Origin of the sequence: Butyricimonas hominis, from assembly GCF_014287455.1 — a bacterium.
Classification (GTDB): Bacteria; Bacteroidota; Bacteroidia; order Bacteroidales; family Marinifilaceae; genus Butyricimonas; species Butyricimonas muris.
Genome location: NZ_JACOOH010000008.1, coordinates 145,771 through 168,580 on the forward strand (window position 1 = coordinate 145,771; position 22,810 = coordinate 168,580).

14 protein-coding genes are annotated in these 22,810 nt (G+C 43.9%); all 14 read right to left on the reverse strand.

Annotated features, from left to right (window positions below; genetic code table 11):
- Positions 1 to 166: 166 nt before the first annotated feature.
- The 14 genes from H8S64_RS17430 to H8S64_RS17495 all read right to left on the reverse strand — a co-directional run bounded on the left by H8S64_RS17430 (position 167) and on the right by H8S64_RS17495 (position 22,774).
- Complete coding sequence (locus H8S64_RS17430; protein WP_186977748.1) at positions 167 to 1,261, reverse strand: thioredoxin family protein; 1,095 nt, start codon at positions 1,259 to 1,261, stop codon at positions 167 to 169.
- A gap of 177 nt (positions 1,262 to 1,438) precedes the next feature.
- Complete coding sequence (locus H8S64_RS17435; protein WP_186977750.1) at positions 1,439 to 2,434, reverse strand: hypothetical protein; 996 nt, start codon at positions 2,432 to 2,434, stop codon at positions 1,439 to 1,441.
- Between the two features lie 31 nt (positions 2,435 to 2,465).
- Positions 2,466 to 3,914 carry a RagB/SusD family nutrient uptake outer membrane protein gene (locus tag H8S64_RS17440; protein ID WP_186977752.1) on the reverse strand — a complete coding sequence of 483 codons (1,449 nt, stop codon included), beginning with the start codon at positions 3,912 to 3,914 and terminating at the stop codon, positions 2,466 to 2,468.
- Positions 3,915 to 3,925: 11 nt separating this feature from the next.
- Entirely contained in the window at positions 3,926 to 7,495 is a 3,570-nt protein-coding gene (locus H8S64_RS17445; RefSeq protein ID WP_186977754.1) for a SusC/RagA family TonB-linked outer membrane protein, read from the reverse strand.
- Positions 7,496 to 7,581: 86 nt separating this feature from the next.
- Complete coding sequence (locus H8S64_RS17450) at positions 7,582 to 8,748, reverse strand: FecR family protein (protein ID WP_186977757.1); 1,167 nt, start codon at positions 8,746 to 8,748, stop codon at positions 7,582 to 7,584.
- Between the two features lie 361 nt (positions 8,749 to 9,109).
- Positions 9,110 to 9,640 (reverse strand): RNA polymerase sigma-70 factor, encoded by a 531-nt coding sequence (locus H8S64_RS17455; RefSeq protein WP_099290176.1) that lies wholly within the window; start codon positions 9,638 to 9,640, stop codon positions 9,110 to 9,112.
- Positions 9,641 to 9,808: 168 nt separating this feature from the next.
- Positions 9,809 to 12,427 (reverse strand): zinc-dependent metalloprotease, encoded by a 2,619-nt coding sequence (locus H8S64_RS17460; RefSeq protein WP_186977759.1) that lies wholly within the window; start codon positions 12,425 to 12,427, stop codon positions 9,809 to 9,811.
- Positions 12,428 to 12,468: 41 nt separating this feature from the next.
- On the reverse strand, positions 12,469 to 13,161 hold the full coding sequence (locus tag H8S64_RS17465) for an FISUMP domain-containing protein (protein WP_186977761.1): 693 nt from the start codon (positions 13,159 to 13,161) through the stop codon (positions 12,469 to 12,471).
- Positions 13,162 to 13,185: 24 nt separating this feature from the next.
- Positions 13,186 to 14,058, reverse strand: coding sequence for a hypothetical protein (locus H8S64_RS17470; RefSeq protein ID WP_186977763.1), 873 nt, complete (start codon positions 14,056 to 14,058; stop codon positions 13,186 to 13,188).
- A gap of 14 nt (positions 14,059 to 14,072) precedes the next feature.
- On the reverse strand, positions 14,073 to 15,614 hold the full coding sequence (locus H8S64_RS17475) for a RagB/SusD family nutrient uptake outer membrane protein (protein ID WP_186977765.1): 1,542 nt from the start codon (positions 15,612 to 15,614) through the stop codon (positions 14,073 to 14,075).
- A gap of 9 nt (positions 15,615 to 15,623) precedes the next feature.
- Complete coding sequence (locus H8S64_RS17480; RefSeq protein WP_255469588.1) at positions 15,624 to 19,166, reverse strand: SusC/RagA family TonB-linked outer membrane protein; 3,543 nt, start codon at positions 19,164 to 19,166, stop codon at positions 15,624 to 15,626.
- A gap of 162 nt (positions 19,167 to 19,328) precedes the next feature.
- Positions 19,329 to 20,495: a FecR family protein gene (locus tag H8S64_RS17485; RefSeq protein WP_186977769.1), complete on the reverse strand. Its 1,167-nt coding sequence runs from the start codon at positions 20,493 to 20,495 to the stop codon at positions 19,329 to 19,331.
- Between the two features lie 288 nt (positions 20,496 to 20,783).
- Entirely contained in the window at positions 20,784 to 21,314 is a 531-nt protein-coding gene (locus H8S64_RS17490) for an RNA polymerase sigma-70 factor (protein ID WP_099290169.1), read from the reverse strand.
- Between the two features lie 95 nt (positions 21,315 to 21,409).
- Positions 21,410 to 22,774 carry a TolC family protein gene (locus tag H8S64_RS17495; RefSeq protein WP_186977771.1) on the reverse strand — a complete coding sequence of 455 codons (1,365 nt, stop codon included), beginning with the start codon at positions 22,772 to 22,774 and terminating at the stop codon, positions 21,410 to 21,412.
- Positions 22,775 to 22,810 lie beyond the last annotated feature (36 nt).

Genomic DNA, 22,810 nt, shown 5'->3' on the forward strand with positions numbered 1-22,810 from the left:
TTCGTTTTTTGGCACATCATCAAACGTTCATTTCTTGCTATCAAAAATAGCTAGAAATTCCGTTCCCACAACACCTCATCTCATTTTTTTTTGAACCGTTTATTTAAAACGAACAAACCGCCCCGTAAACAGGGCGGTCTTATAAACCGAAAACAAACAAATAATCTTACAACTGCCTCTCCAACTCCGTGAAATAATACGACACGTAATCAACATTAGCCTGAATATTCAAATTCGGAATAAACGCTTTCCCAATCTCCACGAATTCCTTCAACGCCTCTTTATCTTCCTGTGACCGGAAATAAACAGACACAGGCATAACCATCATCATCACATCGGCATCCGAGAAGCGGGGAAATTCTTTACGACATAATTTCAACAACTTACCCGTATCTTTCTTTTTATAGGCATTCGCCATAGCCACGTAGGCTAATAACTGTTTCTTCCGGTCTGTTTGCAACTCACGGATAACACGTTCCATCACTTTAACATCGTCCGGGGTCGTTTTAGTATCCCGTCCCCAAACAATAGAGGAAAGCACTCCCGCGTATAGATTTGCCAAGCGGGTATCTACCTTTTCTCGCCCCACGTGCCGATAGAACTGTTTTCTGTTTTCCAGTAAAAAATGATAATTAGCAGAACCGAAAGGAGCCAAATCATTATTATCAAACAAACTCCAACACGTCGGTTCAACCTTTTCCGTGTCAGTCAATTGCTCTGTCAACAATGCAGCAACTTCCCTCACTTGCCGGATATCGCTTACCTTCAACAAAGCCTCCAAATACTCCAATAGAAATTGTTTATCCCGTTCTCCCCGCTCGTAACGCATAGTTAAAGTCCCCACGGTCTTCTCGCTTTTCATGGAATTTTCCACCCGGTTGATAATTCCGGCAACATCGGAACCGCCGACCAATTTATCATGCACAGTCCCGTCCGGTTTTATCAACACGAATGTAGGGTAAGCTCCAATTCCCAGTTTCTTTGCTAAAGCGGGTCCTTCTCCTTTTTCCATGTCAGACTTCACGTTGACAAAATGGATATTGAAGAAGTCCCCTGCCTCCGCTCGTGTAAACACTTTCTCTGCCATCATTTTGCAAGGGCCGCACCAAGATGTATAAGCATCCAGAAAAATCCAACGATTCTCCGCTTTCGCTTTCTCCAAGGCTTCCTGAAATGTCAACTCTTCAAACTTCACCCCCTCCTGCGCCCAAAGCCATCCGGACGACAGAGATATTATCAATATTAAAAATGTTCTTTTCATGATGTATTTTTTTAGTCCGTAAAGTCTATAAGGTCCATAAAGTCCGTAAGGTCTTTGGTCTCCCCCGCGGGGTGCTTTTTTATAACAGCAAAGCTGCCGATAGACTTGTCTGAAGGACACCCATGACCTTATGGACCTTACAGACTGTATAGACCTTATGGACCTTAGTTCCCCATTCTACTCCTTATACCCGTCAAATCTCTCACGATACCTATTACCGGCAGCCTGAATATCCCAATTGTATTCCTTGAAATATTTGGTAATCACCTCGTATTTCAAAGCACGGGATTTACTGTTATCCAGATACTCCTTCTTAATATTCTCGTAAGATTCCATAACCAACAAGCGAAGCCATTCCGCAAAATCCCCCTCGAACGAGCGGGAAGAGCCTCCTGTAATATATCCCCCGTTCCGGCACAATTCAGCCACGGCTTTTTTATACTTGATCACGTAAGGGCGACTGTTCACCTCATCTTCGTCATCATCATTCGCATCCGGATTCTCCTCTTTCCAAGCATCCTCATCCTTATCGAACTCATCTCCCAGCTTCTCGTAAGCCACTCCGTCATCATACGCCTTGCCTGCCGCCACGAAATCTTTCAGAGGCTCCTCCATCCGGGCAACAATCATGGTACCTATTTTTCTCCACACCTCCGACGCCAACACGGAATCCCGGTAATAGTGATTCACGGGATCGGTCACCTCTATCGCCCCTTCCGACGTGTTCGGCCACATCAGAATCAGCCTGCTCCGCCCCAACGCTTTCACCGGGTAAATCCAATAAAGCGAACCGTATTCCTTCACGTAAAACAACTCCAGCGGGAAATACGAGTTAGCGTATTCTTTCGACACGTTACTCAACAATGCTTCCGAGTAATACAACACTTCCGGGATTTTCTCCTCGTCCAGATTCTTCGCCCCTCTCATGGCAACAAGGGCGTCCTGCGCAAGGATAGCATTCGTCAACTCGTCGATACTACTGAAATAAGTACGCACCCAAACCCCGTAATCGTTATACATCGATTTCACCCGGGGATCGGCATTCTCGTCCGGACCAAACATCTCGACGATCCCCAAATCATCCGTCGGGGACAATTTACTCTCCTTATTACAACCGCTCAAAAACAACACGAGCGCAGTCAACATCAAATATATAGTCTTAGATTTCATCATGATATACATTTACAAATTTATAATCCGTCATCTATCTCGGGTTTATCGGCATATTCGGGCTATTCAATTGTTCAGACAACGGTATCTGTAACACGTAACGCAAATCCCCTTGATTCAACGTGTGTACCTGCCCGTTCTCGTAAGCATGCCGGATACCCGGCTTACCGAGCCGCCTCAAATCAAACCAGCGCATTCCCCCGTCGAATGCCAATTCCACCCGACGTTCTTCCAAAACCCGCTGCAAGGCGGTTTCTGCCGTGAAATCAGCCTTATCCAGTGCCACGTAATCCGATTTCTTGATACGAGTCACCAGCAAACGGTTCAAATCCTCGATAGCCAAATCCTTCTCTCCCGTCCGGGCGTAAGCTTCCGCACGAGTCACGTAAGCCTCGCTCAACTTCAACCCGATATAATAACAATCACTCTGCTGAGTCGCGAACATCCGGTACACCGTCGGTCCCTGTTCCGCGTAATCGGCACTCCCCGGATCGGCATTCGATTCGAAAATATATCTCCGGTAATCCACCACACCGGGATCACGCTTGCAAAGATTCAATAACTCTTCCGTCGGTTTAAAACGGGTTTTGTAATAATAATACGGGTTTCCGTTTCCCTTGCCGCCCACGAAGAACAACACCTCGTTCCGGTAGTCCGTGTCTATAAACCCGTAAGTATAGCTGAAAGCGTTTGAAATCTTATCCAACCCGTCCAAGTAAGACTGAATCTCGTTCATGTCGAACAAAGACTTCGCGTCGATCACGTAACTTGCCGCCTCGATCGCTTCCTTGTACTTACCCGTGAACAAATAGACACGAGCCTTGAAAGCCTGCAACGCAATATAATCAAAACGATACTTGCCTTTACTTTCCTTGCCTACCAAGTCCTTGGAAGCCTCGTCCAAATCCTTTTCGATCTGTTCCCATACCTTCCCGACGGACACGCGCACGTTATTCTGGGTATTCTGGTGCACGTCCGAGGCACTCAGCGGCATCGGAACACCCGGTTTATCCATGTTCTCGTCCGCGTAATTCTCGGCGTAAAGATTCACCAGATAGAAATAACAATAGGCACGCAGGGCATAAGCCTCCCCCCGAACCGTTTCGAACAAAGCCTTTTCTTCCGTGGTGGGAGTCTTCCCGGCGAACTCGTCCAGCACCGTGTTGGCGTAAAATACAGACGAGTACAATTGTTTCCAATACGTATCCTCCGCCTCGTTATACTGGTGCGTTGCCGCCCAGACAAACCACGGTTCATACGACTTGGTAACAGCCGACGTGGCGCTCAAGTTCGCGTACACGTTATCGGTCGCCAAATCGGTATTGATAAAGAAATTCTCCCGGGGATAGCCGCCCAGCAGGACAGATTCGAAATCCTCCACGCTCTTCGGCAACATACTGTTCACCGGTTTTATATCGAGCAAATCACAACCGCTGAACAACGTCAGCAGCAAAAACACGGATGTATAAAATATCTTCTTCATAATCAAAAGCATTAAAATTGTACAGATACTGAGAACGAATAAGAACGGGGCAACGGCAAATAGGTATTCCCGAAAGAAACATTCGCGTTACTCGCCGAACTATATTTCATGATAGCCCCCGTCGCTTCCGGGTCTTGTCCTTTCAGTTTTGAATTCTTCCACACGTGCAAATTATTTCCCTGCAACATGAAACGGATATTCTGTATCCCCCACTCTTTCAACTTTGCCAGTTTCAGGTCATAACTCAAAGAAACATTCTGCAACCGCACGAAATCACCTTTTACCGTTCGCAGATCACTATTATTGTACATCGTGGCATTTGACGGGTAAGGATAGAACACGGCATCGTCAAATTCGTTCGCTTCCAACCGCGGGATATCCGTGTGTGCCTCGTCACCCGGGTTCCGCCATCTGTTCGCCCATTCTCTCGACATATTCTGTGTCGCTTCCGGGTAAGCGAAAGCCTGTCCCGTGGTCATATTCCTCAAGCGGATCACGTTCCCGAAATTGCCCACGAGCAACACGGACAACGCCAGATTCCTGTACTCGAAAGTATTCGTGAATCCCCCTTGTATCTTCGGCATCGTCGTCCCGGAATACACCAAACCTTCGACGTCATTCATACCCTTCAACACTTTTTCATCCTCGGCGTCATAGAATTGCGCCCGTCCGTCTTCATTCAACCCGGCATAGCGGTATGACCACAACCCGTTGATCGGTTTACCCACGATAGCCGCCGACGCGTAATCCGTCCGCTGGGCATTAGTCATAGAACCATACGTCGGGGTGGAATACACGTCCAGTATCTCGTTTTTATTGTAACCGAAATTCAAGTTGGACGTCCACCGGAAATCCTGCAAATCAATATTCACCGTGTTCAAGGCAAACTCCCACCCCGTGTTTTTCATCGAAGCCCAGTTCACCGACACCGACGGGAAACCGGAAACGAGAGATACCTCTTTCTTACCCAACAAATCCACAGCCTTCTTGTAATAGTATTCCAACGAACCGTACACCCTCCGGTTGAAAAGCCCGAACTCCAAAGCCAAGTTCGTCGAGTAATTCTTTTCCCACTTCAAATTCGGGTTCTTCGGCGCCTCGATCACCAGATAATTCTCCTTCTTCACGGCATCGATAGTACCTACCTTCGCTACCAGATCGGAATAAGCATCCGCCACGTTCCCCTGACTGCCGTAAGAACCTTTCAGCGTCAGGTAAGTCAACCATTTCACGTCCCGCAAGAAATTCTCTTCCTTCACCTGATAGTTGAAACCGACAGACCACAGCGGTTGGAAAAGATCGTTGGTCTTCACCCCGAAACGATTCGAGCCGTCCGTACGGGCATTGAAACTCACCGTGTAGCGATTCATAAACGTGTACCCCGCCACGCCGAACCACGAAACGGCTGCCGACTCGTTCAAGTTTTCCACCCAGTAAGGCTCCCCGATTTTCGCCATCAAATCCAATTGCAAAATTTGCTGGTGTCCCCTATCATGGGCGTAACCGTAAATCTGCGTGGTTTCCTCCTCGTACTTCGTGGTCCGTATCTCCTGTCCCACCATCACGTCAAAGCGATGATCCTCGTTAATCACCGGCATATAAGTAAGCTGGTTACGGAAAGTAAGCGAACTGTTATTCGTTCCCCTGCTCCGGCGGTATCCCCCGTCATGCCACACGGACTCGTACGTCGTGTTATCCTGCATCGTCTTCTGGCGGGAACGCACGAAATAACTATCCTCCGTGGCGATATCCACGTCCGTGGTATTCTGTTTCGAGAACGAGAACAAGCTGCTGAATGTCAAGTCGGATAATATCTTCCACTCGATATCCACCGTTCCTTTCAACCCGTAACTCTTTGACTTGCGCCAACTTTGTTCCCTATTCTCCAGAAAGTTAAATTTCAAATCATTATAATACATGTAATTGAAATCCCCGTTCTCGTCGTAAGCGTTATGGGCACGAGTCGTGTAAATCGCCCATTCGTAAGGATTCTCCCGTGAATCCACCGCGAAGAAACTCTTGTTATTGCGCATATTCACGTCGAGCATTCCGCCTACCCGTAAATTATGCCTTAACTTGGTAAACACCTTGGCTGCCATCGTGTACGTTTCCATCCCGACATCCTTCGCGGTTGCCTGCTCGTCCATGTAACTACCGGAAAGATAGAACGTCGTCGTTTCCGAGCCGCCGGAAATACTAATACTATGCCGTTGCGTGATCGCGTTACGGAAAAGATACTTGAACCAATCCGTGTTCACCGTTTCCAACCGATTCACTTTCTGCTGGAACTGTTCCCACGTCATCTTGTGATCATGCACGTCGATAAAATAACGCTCGAAATCAGAAACCGTACCGTATTCGCCCGCTTTATTGGAATTTGCCTTCAGCAATCCTTTTTCCAACATCTCCATGTTAATATCCACCCGTTCCTTCGAGTTCAACATATACGCGTCTTTCAACTTCGGACGCATTCCCACGCTCACGCTACCGTTATAAGTCACACGGGTTTTCCCCGCCGTTCCCTTCTTCGAGGTAATCACGATGACACCGTTTGCCGCACGCGTACCGTAAATAGCCGTGGCAGCCGCGTCCTTCAACACGTTGATCGACTCGATATCATCCACGTTCACACCCCCGATACCGGAAGCGATCAAGTTCCGGTTATTCAGCAAATCGTCCACGTTCGCGTCTACCGGGTCTTCCAGCACGATACCGTCTACCACCCACAACGGCTGCACGTTCCCGCTAATCGTGGAAGTACCCCGTATCCGGATTTGCGGAACAGCACCCGGGGCACCGCTCGTGCTCACGATCGTCATACCCGGCACCTGCCCTTGCAGCAACTTGTCGATACTCGGCTGGTTTACCATTTTCAAGCGATCCATATCCACCGTTGTGATAGAAGAAGTCAATTTACGACGTTCTATCTTCTGGTATCCCGTTACCACCACTTCCTCCATCTGGCTCACGTCCTCTTCCAGCACCACGTTTATCACTTTCTGTCCCGTGTACGTCACGGCTCTCGTCTTCATACCGATAAAAGAAAATTCCAACACGATAGAAGCCTGTTCCGGGAGCGACAATTTATACTCCCCGTTAATATCCGTCGCCGTACCCGTGCTCGTCCCCTTCACGAGAACCGTCACACCCGGCAGCGGCACGCTATCCTTATCCATGACCATCCCCGTGATGGTGACGGACTTCACCTGTTCCTGATTCACCGGTTTGTAAGAAATCACGATCACGTTATCCACCACCTCATAACTATAATTCCTCCCGAACACCAACCGCACGAAATCAGCCAGCGAGCCGTCCACGAGCTCAACGGATACTTTCCTGTTCACGTCGATCTCCTGTTTATTGAAAAAGAAGTCCTGTTTCAACTGATTTTCCGCACCCCGCACGGCTTCTTCCAACGTAACATCTTTTAATTTAAGGTTGAGCACCGTCTGGCTCACCACGGTGGCGGACACGTGTACCAGCCCCACCAACAAGATCATAAACACTACTCTAGTCACACGGAATAAGTTAAAAAATTCCCTGTTTGTGCCGGAATGGCACAACTTTCGTACTTTTTTCATAACTTTGAATTTCAAATTAATATTGAGGTTCTTCTTCGGGAGAATCAGATGAGGATTGTTGACGGCAATCCTCATTTTTCTCCGGTTCAGTTCTTAATTGCTACATATATTTTTCTTCCTTGAACATTAAATATCACGTTACTCGTCTTCTCCACGAGCGACAACACCTTACGCAAATCCATATCCCGGTTAATCGCTCCCCGGAATTCATACCGCCTTACCTCGGGAGCCTGATATTTCACCTCGATATCATACCAGCGTTTCAATTGGTGCATCAACTCCTCCAAGGTGGTAGATGGGAATACAAAGCGTCCGTCCCTCCAAGCGATAAACTGGTTCACATCCACTTCCTTCACTTCCGTTTTTCCGGATTCCACGTTCCAGACACTCTGCATTCCCGGTTGCAACACAATTTGTTCCCCGCCTCTCTCTTCCGAGAAACGCACGGAACCTTCCACCAATGTAGTGTATATATTCTCTTCGTCCTTGTAAGCCTTTATATTAAAAGATGTCCCCAGCACCGTCACGCTCGACTCGTTCAAATAAACCCGAAACGGACTCATCGTATCCCGCTTCACTTGAAAATACGCCTCTCCCTTCAAATATACATTCCGCCCGTTCATGGCAAAACGCACGGGAAAACGTAATTCGGATTCGGAATTGAGCCACACTTTCGTCCCGTCCGCCAGTTCCAGTTGGTAGAAACCGCCCGTCGGCACCTTTAACGTGTTGTACACCAATTCTTCGCTCTCGTTCACTTGTGCCTGCACGTAAGTCAATCCCCGCAAGGAATCATCCCGTATCCCGGACACGACATCATTCCCGATACGTTTTCCTTTCCCGTCAAGCACGACCTTCTCCCCGTTATCCAGAATCAACTCCACCGCATTACTCCCCGGCTTGAAACTCCCGGCTTGCTCAACCAACCCTATACTCCTCTCTCCCGACAGACCTCCCGCCATCCAAGTTACATACCACCCCAGTAACAGAATAATTGAAGCCGCAACCGATGACCACGTCATGATCCGTCGCCGACTTTTTCCCCCGATCGCTTTCTCGAACCGGGCATACTCTTTCGCCCGCTCCTTCTCGAAATCCACGTGAACATATTGCCCGTGAAGTGTCGATAATTCCTTCAACAACTCCACGTGTCCCGGCTCGTCCATCCACTTCTCCACCTGCCCATCGTCCAACTTATTCCGGTGCGCAAGTATCTGATTTGCAAACTCTATATCTTCTTCTCTATGCTTCATTTCTTTTCGCTTTTCACAGCTAATACACGTACCCCCCGAAAATGGGCGACAAGAAAAATAAAGTTTTTTCCTTTTTTTTATCATGAATCAACCCGACCGATACCAATAAAGAGGATACACTCCCGTTATCCTATAACGTAACATCCCCATGTTTTTTGAATAGCCCCGGTAAAAGGTGAATCCGCAAAAACACCAGATGTGTTAAACTTGTTTATTTTTCACTAAAACGTGGGCTAAGTGTGGGCGAACTACGGGCTAAGAGTGGGCGATGCCGCCTAAAAGTCGCCTAAAACCCTAGCGAAAGCCACCTAAAAATAGAGTAATACCCCAGCAACGGGGTAGGTCAACCCCGAATTATACTTTATTTTCCCAATATAAAAAGTAGTACCAAATCATCCTGCAACTCATCCCGCAAGAATTTCAACGCACGGGTAATATGCGTTTTTACCGTGTTCAAACTGATGTTCATCTCTTCCGCCACCTCTTTATATTTCTTCCCGTCCACGACACATTTCACCAACGCCTCCCGTTGTTTCTCGGATAACAATGCCAATTTCTCCTCCAAGCGTTCCAGACGTTTCTCGTAATCATCCAACTCTTCCGCCGCCGACTCCAACAGCTCCCCGACCATTCGTTCGTTCACCTCGATTACCCGCAAATGACGTAAATAATTCAACGCGCTGTTTTGTGCCAGAGTAAACAGGTAAGACTTTACCGGATACACCGGATTCAAGTGTTTCCGGTTCTTCCAGAGCGTCAGGAAAACATCATGCACGATATCTTTCGCCACCTCCTCGTCCCGCACGTAATTATACACGAACCCCGCGAGGTTGTTGAAATGCAACCCGAATAACTCCTCAAAACCACGATTATCCAAAAGTTCCTGCTTCATTTTACATTTTTCTCCTAATGAACGCTCCCAACTTCACATTCACAAAAATATACTTTTTATTAAATTAAAAAAAGAGTCTGAGAAATTATATGTTTACAAAAAAAGAGGAATTATCTTTTTCACAAGACAATTCCTCTAAACTCTAAAACAAAAGTCTAGTAATATCCTCTAAACTTTCAATGCACGATTCAAATTCAACAATAACATCTTGTAGTGATCTTTTGTTGCACTATCTACAGACGACAATTTACTCTCCAATAAACTCTTGATTCTATAAGCCAAAGCCACAATATAAGTCGTAGAATTGTCGATTGCTTTCACAGACACCTCTCGTTGCCAACCGTATCCTTGTCCGAAAGCATCCGGATGAATTTGACGGGTCACGTAATCCGTTCCCTTCTCATCTTCGATATTTTTAAGGATATCCATGTATTTACGCATCATTCCGGATTCGTCCAGTCCATAAGCGACCATCTCTTCCACGGAAGCCATTTTGCTCAAACCGAATAAAGACGACTTTTTTGTCTTTTCGCCCACCATTCCGTTAATCATATCAACAAGCGCAGTTTGCAGAATAATATCCCCACTCGTCAATTTTTTACCTTTCAATGTATTTTCCCAAATACCATTATAGAGATCATTAAAATACTCCTTCAAAGTATAGGGATCTTGTGACACATGAGCGGATAAAATTACACCCTTGTATGACTTCAATAATTCGCCAGAGATCACATCCTGTACAATAGGAGCAGCACTCACCTGAAGGTTCAACTTTTTGCACAATTCCCGGTTATTTAACCAGTCCGATTGACGGATTTGCCGAATAATCCAAGCTAAAGACGCCTTTTGCACTGCTTTGGGAACAGCTTGGTATTTCTCTCCACGGGTTCCTTCCTTGACACGTGTCAGGTAAATACCGCCAATATTATATCTTACATTCTGGAGATAGCGGAAATATTGTTCCATCAATGACTCCATCAACGCTTCCTTATGCTCTCCGTCATCATCCCCAGTAATCCATTGATCCATATTTTTCAATATATATTGCAAATTACGTATCCCATATTCTCCGGCTTTCATCGGGTCATCCCCTAAATCCTCTTCCAACGCACTGGGATCATACCTACTGGCTACTTGCTGACACCCGTAACGATACCGGGGATCTCCGGCTTTTTCATCCACCCACTTTTCCAATATTGCAGCTTCTTCTTTCATAGATTCAGCTTCCGGTATCGGTTGATAGTTCCACTTCACCAAAAATTCATCGTACACGCCTAAATCCGGAGGAGTCAATCTCACGCCTTTATCACCCGGCTGTGCTACATAATTGAAACGGGCATAATCCATGATAGAGGGTGTCGTCCCGTATTGTTGGGTAAAAGTAGCGGAACGTAAAGAATCTACCGGATAAGCAGCCGAAGCAGCCATATTATGCATAAAACCAAGACAATGCCCTACTTCATGTGCCACAACGTAAGCGATCGATTCTTTCACGATTTCATCCGGCATCTTCTTGTTCCGCACGGAAGGGTCTATCTGAGCCGTCTGCACGAAACGCCAATTGTTAATCAACTTAATCACGTTATTATATACCAACACGGAAGCATTAATGATCTCTCCCGTTACAGGATCAACCCACGAGGGTCCCATGGCATTTGCTGTCGTGGAAGGCAAATAACGGATACATGAATATTTCAAATTATCCGGGTCGAAATCAGGATCATCTTTCGGAAAATCCAATACCTGTACTACATTCTTGAAACCGATTTTTTCAAAAGCCTTGTTCCATCTCATCGTCCCCTCTTTAATCGGCTCTCTCCATAATTCGGGAAAAGCATCATCCAAATAAAACACGATCGGTTTTATCGGCTCCACCAACTCGCCCCGTTTATAAGCCTCCATATCTTTCGGCTCCAAACGCCAGCGATGAGCTAAAGAATACGTCTGTATCTGGTCTTCTTCTGTTGAAAGATTGATTTTATCCGTCAGGAATATCCCGACTCTCGAATCACTAATCCGGGGACGCATTTTCTTTTCCGGCAATAACAACAATGTCCGGGTTACCCGCACACTCACGGGATCATTGGAACGAATAGTAAACATTCCCAAAACACTCATGGATACTTTATACGCCATATCCGTTTTTATGGAAACATTATCATCAAAAGCCTTTATATCACGCAAAGCAAACCCATCATTATTCGGGGATGCGGAAACCGAAATAAAACCTCCGACATTATCAGGAAGAGCCGGCAACATCTCGTTATGCTTGGCAAAGAATTCGGTCATATCTATCACCACTGCCGCACTATCATTCGTGTATGCCATAATCTTATAGGCTTTCAACATCGGGTCCATAAAATTCCGCTCGTAAGCTTTTCGCATTCCGGCTTCTTTCTCGTTATACGTGGCAGCCGTGTTTACCAATCGCATATAGATCGTACTGTCTGTCTTGGTAAATTTGATATGTAACGGATCATTCGATTTGTAACCGACCTCGCCTAGGTCGTTATCACTTGCACCCGTCAACGTGGACGCAAGTAACATTCTCCGCTCCAAATAGGATAACGGCAATTCAAAATATAATTTTTCCCCCACTTTATGCAAGGTAATAAATTTACCTTTAGCCGTTTCACATTTCTTCCCTTTAAATAATTTTTCATAAGGAGTTTCAGGCTTTACCACTTCCCGCTTATTCTCAACCTTCTTTTTTCCCCAAGCACACGCATCTTGGTTTACCAAGGTTACCAATGCAGCAACCATAAACAATACCATCCAATTTTTCATTCCTTGTGATTTAGTTTTAAACATACATACAACTATTCTAATTATTCTTTCACGGCATCCCGCACACAACGAATACTCATCTGTTTTATTTTCAACGTCGTACCCCGGTACACTTTCGGCAAATCATAACTAATCTTTCTATAAATCGCATTAACATCCTCTGCCTCATCCTGCTCCGGTGATATAGCCCAAAAGAACCCGTACACACCCATGTAATCCGTGAGTCGACGAGTACCGTAATAATTAAAGAAACCTCCAAGCTGCATACATAATCCAGTACCAACAGAATCTTGCTGCATGAGTTCCCCTTGCCGATCACCCCGGTATCCCTCTTTATCCAACTCGTCAGAATCCATTCCTAACACCTGTTCCAGATTCTTCCAATCTTCATCCGTAGCCGCACGCCACCCCTCGGGTGCCGCGGTTAACGCAATATCATAAGGATAAAGCCCACCATAAATCTCCATATTACGCATGAAATCTTCCATTTGCTTATCGTCCGGATCATCTATGTTATAATAAGGTTCCACAAAATCGCCTACACCATAAACCAAATTTTCCACCATCCAATCCAGATTACCCAATCTGACCCACTTATATTCATGTCCATCCCGTGTATCCACAAAAACACCTGTAGCTTCGGGTTTTATACTAATCACCTCATGCTCATCCTTCTCGCAAGCGGAAAAAACCAGCAGTAGGAAAATTCCGAATAAATATATCTTGTTTTTCATCATCTCTATCTTTATATATTCAACTTAACGTTCCACGGTATACCCGACTTGTTTTATCAAGTCTTTCAATAAATTGTACTTAATACATATTACCAGATAATCCTTGTATTTCTGTAAAAATTCTTCTTCTGTCACTGAAAAATAAGCATTTAGATAATCTTTTAAATCTGTCTGCCGATCGGGAAAAAGATATGAACCGGAAGAAAGAAAACCGACCTCTTTCTCATCTTTTACCTCCGGATAATCACGTCTTAGTTCTCCATAATACTTATCGCTATTCTCGTAAAAAGCACCTAAATCACGTATACCTAAAGAAGTGATCTTTTGAGTCACAATTCCAGCTAACAACCTTTCTGCCAATTGGACCTGTTGTGCTTCATCCATTTGTGCAATCCCCTTTAAAGAAATAGCCATACACCGGTAACCTGCAAAGAAATCAATATTACTCTTGTTCCACTCACCCCATTTCAATACAGATTCTTCCGTTTGCTCCACAGCCAACACGGAATAGGGACGAATATCTTCCCGCATTGCCGGCATAATCCGATTCTCGAGAAACTCCGCTGCAGCTTTTTTATCTTCCAAGGTCTGTAAATATTTATAACTATATCGATTGTTTGAAAGTCCGGTCAGCGAATAACCGATATCAACAGTCTCGTAATGGTAAAGTGTATTTCCGTCTTTATCTATCCCGACAACTTCCCGACTTAAGGTATCCTTAAATAACAAATAAGAGCCTACAGATTCAAAAAAATTATGCTGTAACACAGAATCTTGCCCACTCGCCGCAAAAACATTAACATCAAAATGACTTGGAATAAGTTGATCTTCGGAACTACAAGCAGCGAACAATGAACCTGCAAGAAATAACATACTTAATCTATTTATAGTATTCATGATTTAGCTATTAATTAATAAGTTATAACATTAATTACAGGACGCTCAGCCCTTTCGTTATCCTTCATTCCATCATTGAAGTTAAGTACTTCTATGGGTATGGGCAAAGTGTAAGCATCATCATTTTCTTTTAATTCAAAAACACGAGTTTCGACAGGTTCTTTATCTCCCCAATCATCATCTTGAAAAATCGTATAACTATTTCGGATCGTCTTTACAAACGGATATTTTTCATTCACCATATAACGTCGCAAATCAAACCAACGATGTCCTTCCAAGCACAACTCCCGGCGTCTTTCATCTCGAATAAAAGTCACCAGTTCACTTCCACTTAATTCAACTGAAATATAACCGATGTGAGCCATCCGTTTCAAACGTAAAGCATTCAAGGCCGTTCTGGCTGTCGATTCATCACCCGAACAAGCAGCAGCCTCTGCCAGATTCAAATAAGCTTCAGCTGTTCGGAAAAGAAAATTATCAGAAACATCTATACGCCCCGTTCTTCCCGGCTTCACTTTCGTGTATCTCTGGTATCCTAAATAATCCTCCATAAAATAACTTCTACGTAAATCTTCATTTCCCAGATAAGGTCTATATTGAGCATACAAATCATCCGAAATACCAAAGTCTTCCATCAATCCGTTAACCGTCTGTTGAGTGATACTTGTTCCCATGGAAAAAATAGTTTCCTCGGATTTGGAAGAAAGAAAACTATGCTCCATGTTATCAAAACTATTCAAATCTATTAACCCATCCTTTCTATCCAACACTTTTTGAGCACATTCTTTCGCCAATGTATAATTCTGCATATACAAATACACACGACTCTGCAACAAATAGGTTGCAACAATTCCGGCTCGATAAACACTCTTCAATGGAATGTTTTCCAAACATATCTCTGCATTTTTCAAATCCTTTACGACTTGCTCGTACACTTCTGCCACGGTATTCCGACTAAATTTCAAGTCTTCGACATAATCCGTCAATTTTAATGGGACACCCGGATCCGTCGATGAAGTCTTTAAGGAATAGGGCTTCCCGTATAAATTAACTAACGTGAAATAATAAGCAGCACGCAAAAAATAAGCCTCACCTTTTATCCGTTGTATCTCGTTCCGATCGAAAGATGTTTTTGCTGTCTGATTATCAATTGTATTAATAACCATGTTCGCAATATTAATATGTTTGTAGATTTTATCCCAATCCGCATTTTCCGATGCCCGGAAAGTTCCTTCTACATTAATTCCAACCCGACGTTGCCAAGTATAATATCCAAATATAGCATCCCGGCTACTTAGCACGGTTGATCTACCCGTACCTACATTCTCTTGTGTTTCATCTGCCATAAAATGAATATACGGGTAATAAAATTCCGAATAATTATCACTTCCCAAGCTAGCTGCCGACGCCACATTCATATACCCGTCCCCGAGAAGTGTCTCATCCAAATCGACATAACTCCTCACGTATGCCAAATCTTGTGAACTTTCTTTTAAAAAATCAGAGCAGGAAGTTGTCAGTATCAACAAAATCCCAATTATATATCTCGTTTTCATCGTTAAACCTTAAAATGATACATTAATACCCAAAGAATAAGTCGGACGTTCTGACAGTTGAATCTCGGCAAAGCCCCCCTGAGTCGGTGTCTGGCCCTTCAATTTGGACGAACAAATCGTAAACATATTCGTCGCTGAAAACGAAGCAGCCAGTCGAGTCAATCTCCATTTACCCAACAACCAATCCGGAAATTCATACGTGAAACTCAAGTTCGTGCATTTCAGATAATTCCCGCTAACCACCCGTTGTGAACCATAATTATACATATCCCAATAATTTTGAGCAATCACGTTACCGTTATACCCCCGACTGTTTGACCAATGGTCATTATAGTACCTATACGCTGTAGAGGAAGTACTGATAATACCCGGGACATCCGTGTAAACCTCATCTCCGGACTGTTTCCAGCGATGAATGAACTCCCGGTTCACATTCTTTTCCGGATCCCAACTCACGGCACCATTATACATCTTAAACAACCGGATCTTAGACCCCAAACTATAGGATAAATTCACCTGTAACAACAGGTTCCGGTATTTGAACGTGTTATTAACACCCCCGGACATCGTCGGTTCCCTCGTACCCGAAGCCTCCAGCACTTTCGTGTATGTGTCATATTTACTGAGATTCTCCAGTTTTTCGTTTTCCTCCTGCCCGTCGTCAAAAACCGGTCCGCCATCTTCCGGGTTCAAACCGATAAATTTATAAGAATAAAAGGTTCCCACGGGCTTCCCTTTCACTAACGCAGTTCCACTCAAGAAATTACTCAACTCGTATTGTTCCGCACCCGGTTTTGTTTTCAACTTATTAAAGGTCTTGGAAAAATACGTCGATAAAGTCCATTTAAAATCCCGGATCACAACCGGAGTTATCGTAGCTCCAATACTATAACCGCTATTCCTAACATTCCCGGAATTAACCACGTATTGGTTCCTGCCGTTCACCGTGGAAATAGGTTTTGACAGAAATGCATCCTTCGTACGTTTGAGATAATACTCCGCACTTAACTGTACTCTTCGTTTAAAAAATCCAATTTCAATACCCGTGTTCAAGGAACTCGTTCGTTCCCATTTCAATTGAGGATTCGGGTAATTTATTACCTTTGATATTAATTCATTATAATAAGGATCCACGGGTTTCTTACTAATTGTCATTTCCGGAGATTCCTCATCCAGCATATTTCCTTGAAAACCGTAAGAACATTTTAACGATAAGAAATCGATCCCATTCCAAGCATTCCTCCAATGTTCCGACACATTATAAATTCCTGCCACAGACCACACGGGCAATAATTTATCATTACTTTTATCCCCGAACTTATTGGAACCATCTACACGAGCATTAGCATTGATCGTGAAATAACTCATGTAGGTATATGCCAGAGTAGCATAACCGGCGACCAGATTCGTGATGTTATCCGTCATATTCGGATAGGCATTATTCTCTATCCAAGCCCGATATGCCGGATACGCCTCCAAGGAAGTACCAACAGCAAACTGCTTTCCCCGATCGGGATAATATCCTCTTGTCACATTTGAATAACCATTGTATTCGGTAGAACTCATCTCGTATCCGATCACCGCATTCACATTATGCTGCTCATTCACACCAAAATATTTGTTAAAATTCACTTGTAAACGAAACGTGTATGAACTATTCCGGGTATTATCCTTTTGCAATTCCCCACCAAACGGCAATTTCGTGGTATTTTCATCCGGTTCCACACCATAATCGGAACGACGTTCTTTGGCCGCATAATAGGTTTGTTCGTCATAATATCCCTCTATATCCGTATTGGCTGTAGAATAAGAGAAGAGAGCTTGGGCAGTCAGATAAGTTTTTAGTTTAAAATCCAAACTCGCGTTAAATTGAAGTGCCGCATTATCCTGTTTATAGGAACTGTGCTTCAATTCATTCAAAATATTGTAATTATATTTCTCCGACATGTTCACGTTCTTCTTATAGAAGTAATATCGTCCCTCTTTATCAAAAGCCGGGATTGCCCTACTCGTGTTATAAGCGTAATCCATCGGGGCAATAGCCGTTTGGTTATATTCCCGGTTCCCCACGTTCCCTTTCAAACTAAAGGAAGTAGACAAATATTGAGACAACGTGGCATCCAGATTGATCGCCACCGTGTAACGTTCATTTCGATTTCCCTTGATAACATCATTATCACGAGTATAGCCCACGGAAGAATAATAACGTACTTTATCCGTACCCCCCGTTAAACTCAATGTATGCTGATGAGAAAATGAATCTTCCGTCAATAAATCAAACCAATCCGTGTTCGTCGATTCCAACTCGTTCACCCCTACTTGAAATTGCTCATAATCAATCTCATTCCGGTAAAGTTGATTTATTAATCCCTCGTATCCCACTTCCGTCATCGGCTCGGCATATTTATAATGAGCCTTTACCAAATCACGAGAGAAAGCCATCCGTTCCTTTGAATCCATCACGTCAATCCGACGATCCGAGTAACGGGGACGGCGCTTCAATGTCATATTTACATTGTAATTAACAATCATTTTACCGGCATGCCCTTTCTTCGTGGTAATCAAAATCACGCCATTGGCAGCCTTAGCCCCGTACAGAGCCGTGGCGGAGGCATCCTTCAATATATTGATCTGATCGATATCCTGCGGATTGATCCCGGCAATAGCATTCCCGATACGGTTCACGTAATCCGGATCATTCAATTCATCCGGGCTCACCGGAACCGGATCATTCACCACGATTCCATCCACTACCCACAACGGCTCCCGATTCCCGATTAGCGTGGAAGTACCGCGAATACGAATCTTCGGAACAACCCCAACCTCTCCCGAGTTCACCATAAACATCATATCCGGCACGTGTCCTTCCAGCATCTGATCAATGGAAGACAATCCGCTAACCATAATGTCTTCCGCTTTTAGCGTCGTGATGGCACTAGTTAAACGTTTCTTCTTGAAAGTTTCATATCCGGTCGTCACCACCACTTCTTCCATCTCGGTTGAGGACTCCTCCATCAACACGTTTATCACCTTCTCTCCCGTGTATTTTCTCTCCACGGTCTTCATCCCGATAAACGAGAAAACCAGTACCACATCTTTCGCTTCCGGTAAAACCAACTCGTATTCCCCTTTCCCGTTCGTCACCGTCCCAAATGTCAAATTCTTTATTTTTATAGTCACTCCCGGCAATGGCACACTATCCTGATCTGTCACAATCCCTTTTATAACAACTTTTTTCACCTCCTCGAGAACCACTTGACGAGTCGATATAACAATAATGTTATCAACAATCTCATAAGTATATCTCTCCCCGAAAACTTCTCGTACAACATCTTCCAATGATGCTTCAACAAAATTCACCGAGATCTTTTTATTCACATCAATATCTTTCCGGTTAAAAAAGAAATCTTGATTTAGCTGTTTTTGTACGATTTTGACAACTTGTTCCAACTTAACGTCTTTCAATTTCAAATTAATCGACGTATTTTGGCTAAACACGCTTGCAGACACGTGTGTCAAACCAACCAGTAATAGAAAAATAGTAATTCTCATCACTCGAATTAGGTTTAAAAATTTCTGCTTTGCACCGGATAGGTACAAAATTCGCTTTTTTTTCATAACTTTGAAATTCAATTTATACTAAGGTTCTTCCCGAAGGACCACACGGGAATTGTTCGAGCAATTTCCGTGTTTTTTATTTATACTAGTGAAACCTCACTTTTTCGCCGAAACAAACACGGTCTTCCCCTGCACCTCAAACGCCACCTTACTAACCTTTGCCACAATTGACAACACTTTATTCAAATCCATATTACGGTCTATCGTTCCCCAAAACTCATACGTTTTCACCTTTTCATCCTGATAAACAACATCAATATCATACCAACGCTTCAACTGCCGCATCATCGCATCCAACGTGATTAACTCAAAAACAAACCTTCCGTCTTTCCACGAAACGAATTGCTCCATATCAACCTCATACACTTCCGTTTTTCCGGAAACGCTATTCCAAATACATTGCATTCCGGGCTTTAGCTCGACTTGTTCCCGATTCCCATCATTTGTAAACCGAACCGCCCCTTGCACCAAAGACGTGTAAATATTATTCTCATCCTCGTAAGCTTTTATATTAAATGATGTACCCAAGACTGTAACCTTCGAACCGTTCAGCCGAACAATAAAAGGTTTCGAGGTATCCTTACTTACTTCAAAATAAGCTTCACCTTTCAGATAAACTTCCCTTGATTCCCCCGTAAAAGTAACCGGATAACGAATATCCGTCATGGAATTTAACCAGACACGAGTTCCATCCGCCAATGTCAATTGATAAAATCCCCCGATAGGTACTCGTATCATATTAAATACCGCCTCGCCATCATCATTTTGCATCTTTGCCATGGCATAATCCAACCCGGTCAACGAATCGTTTCGAATACCAATCTCCTTTTTACCGGCAATCATTTCACTTTTCTGTCCCAAACAGACTTTCTCTCCGGTTGCCAGAATCAATTCGGCTTTTACCCCCGGTGCAATTCGTTCCGTTTGTGCAATTAATCTCTCTTCATCCAAATTGCGCCATTCATCTACCATCCGCCCGATGAAAAGAGCAGCAATCAACACGATTGAAGCCGCCACGGACCAACGCAATGTCATCCTCCGGCTTCTCCGGTCAGCCACGGATTGTTTCAAACGAGTCAACTCCTCCATTTCCAAATGCCCGAACTCTTCAACTGCCAACCTCTCCCTCACGGTAGCCAACTCATCCAGCAACCGCACGTGTTCCTTATCTTTCATCCACAATTCAACGGCAGTATCATCCAATTCTTCCCGATTCGTCAATATCTGTCCGGCAAACTCTATATCTTCATCACAATATCTCATGATTATTTAAATTTTACAATAACACAACAACACCCGTGAAATGGGTGACAAACAACTACAATTATTTTATATTTTTCTTTCATTCCGACCAACCGGCCATAACAATCTGTTATTCATCAAAATACCCAATACTTCTCAATTCACTTCTTTCAGAAATACAACTTTTTCGGAATCAAATCCCCAAAAATCACAACTTTTTCGGAATGGCACAAAAAAGAGTGCTCCTTAAAGCACTCTCGACTTTGAACATTTGATGTTCTCAACTCATTTCTTATACTTTTCCAATGATTATTTTAAAGTGAACATCAGCAACACCACATCTTCCCGCAACTCGTTTCTCAAGAATTTCAATCCGCGGGATATATGGGTTTTCAAGGAATTTACACTGATCTCCATCTCGTCCGCCACGTCTTTATATTTCCGTCCCTCGACAAAACACTTCATCAATACTTCTCGCTGCTTCTCCGGCAATTCCGCCAATTTTTCATTCAACCGGTTTAGTCGTTCCTCGTAAACTCCCAGTTCTTCACCTGCATTCTCCAACAAATCCGAAACCTCCCTCTCGTTCATTGCCACCACCCGTAAATGCTTCAGATAATTCAACGCGTAATTCCGGGCTAAAGTAAATAAATACGATTTCATGGAATAGGAAACATCCAGACGCTTCTTGTTTCTCAACAGGGCAAAAAATACATCATGAACGATATCTTTCGCCACCTCCTCGTCATTCACGTAGCTACATACAAATCGCATCAAATCTTGGAAATAAGATTTGAATAAATCTTCAAAAGTGCTATCATTAAAATCAATATTCCCCATGTTTGTATGTCTCAGTAACAATCACATGTCACCACAAAAGTAAACTTTTTTCGGATACGACAAACAAACATTTTTATATTTCACGCGAACAACCGCTATTCCTCGACATTCTCCATCACGATAGAATCACGGATTTCCCCGCTCACCAGCAATAACGACAATTCCGAAACCTTTGCCTGATATATAGCCGACAATTTCCGGTCTACGGCATCAATATAACTACGTTGAAATTCCCGGAACTCGATTCCCGAGAGAGAACCGATCTTGTATTTTTCCAAAGCCGCATCCAGATTTGCCGCCGCAACATCAGCACTCTCGTTTTCGAAATTCACCATCAACAAGTTATTCTCGTACGTGTTATACAACAACGCTAAATCCCCGAGCATCTCTTTTTCTGCCTCTTGGTATGAAAGCTCGGTATTCTCCAACTCGATCTTCGCGTTTTTAATCTTCGTACGATTCTGTAAACGACTAAAAATAGGTACGTTCAGCGAGAAGCCCCAGTAAAATCCGTTCGTCCTGTTTAACGTGGTCGCGGAAGACGGTGTATCCGTTTTATTATAGTTATACCCGGAAGTAAAATCCAACGTGGGGAACAACACAGCCCGGGTATTTTTCAAATCCAAAGCCGAGATTTTCTGATCCTTTTTTGCCAGCAACAAAGTCGTGTTACTTTGTAACGTCCTTTGTTCCAATACACCTAAAGACAAAAGAGGTCCCAATAAAATCGTATCCCGCACGTATTCCACCAACTGCAAGTCAGTATTCATCAACTTGTTCAACGTGATGTAGGCTCCTTTTAACGCTTCTTTCTGTTTCACGTAAACAGAACTGTCCGCGTTTAAATCTATCTTTGCCTGTTGGGCTTCCAAACCGGAACGATTACCCACCTCGTAGCGGGTCTGTGCTTCCTCGTAGCGTTCATTAGAAACCTCCAACGAACGAAAAGCCGCCTTCAACTTATGCTGTTGCACCAGCACGTTATAATAGGCAGCGCTTACATTCACGATCAGATTCTCCACCGCCTGCTGAACAGCAAGTTCTCCCATCGCCAGCAACTCTTTCTGCTTCTCGTGCGTGGTAAACATCTCCAACCCGTCGAACAAACGCCAGTTCAGTGCAACCCCGGCAGAATAATTATCCGTCTTTATATCGGACATCTTATTCACCTCTCCCGCGCTATTTTCCGTTTTGGAATCATTACGCGTCTGTGTCTGTTTTGCATTCGCATCCACGGTAGGTAAAAAAGTAGAGTAATTCAAATCATTCTTTGCCATACGGGCTTCATTCCGGATAATCTTAATAGAATAATTCGACTCCAACGCCTGCGCTATACATTCCGGCAAAGTCTTTCGCTCTTGGGCGAAACAATTGAAAATTGAAAATTGAAAATTGAAAATGAGCAATAAAAATATTGCCTTCAATGCAATTCTCTTATATTGTAACCCACATTTTATCATATCAACTTGTTTTATTCCTTTCAAAAAACTCATGAA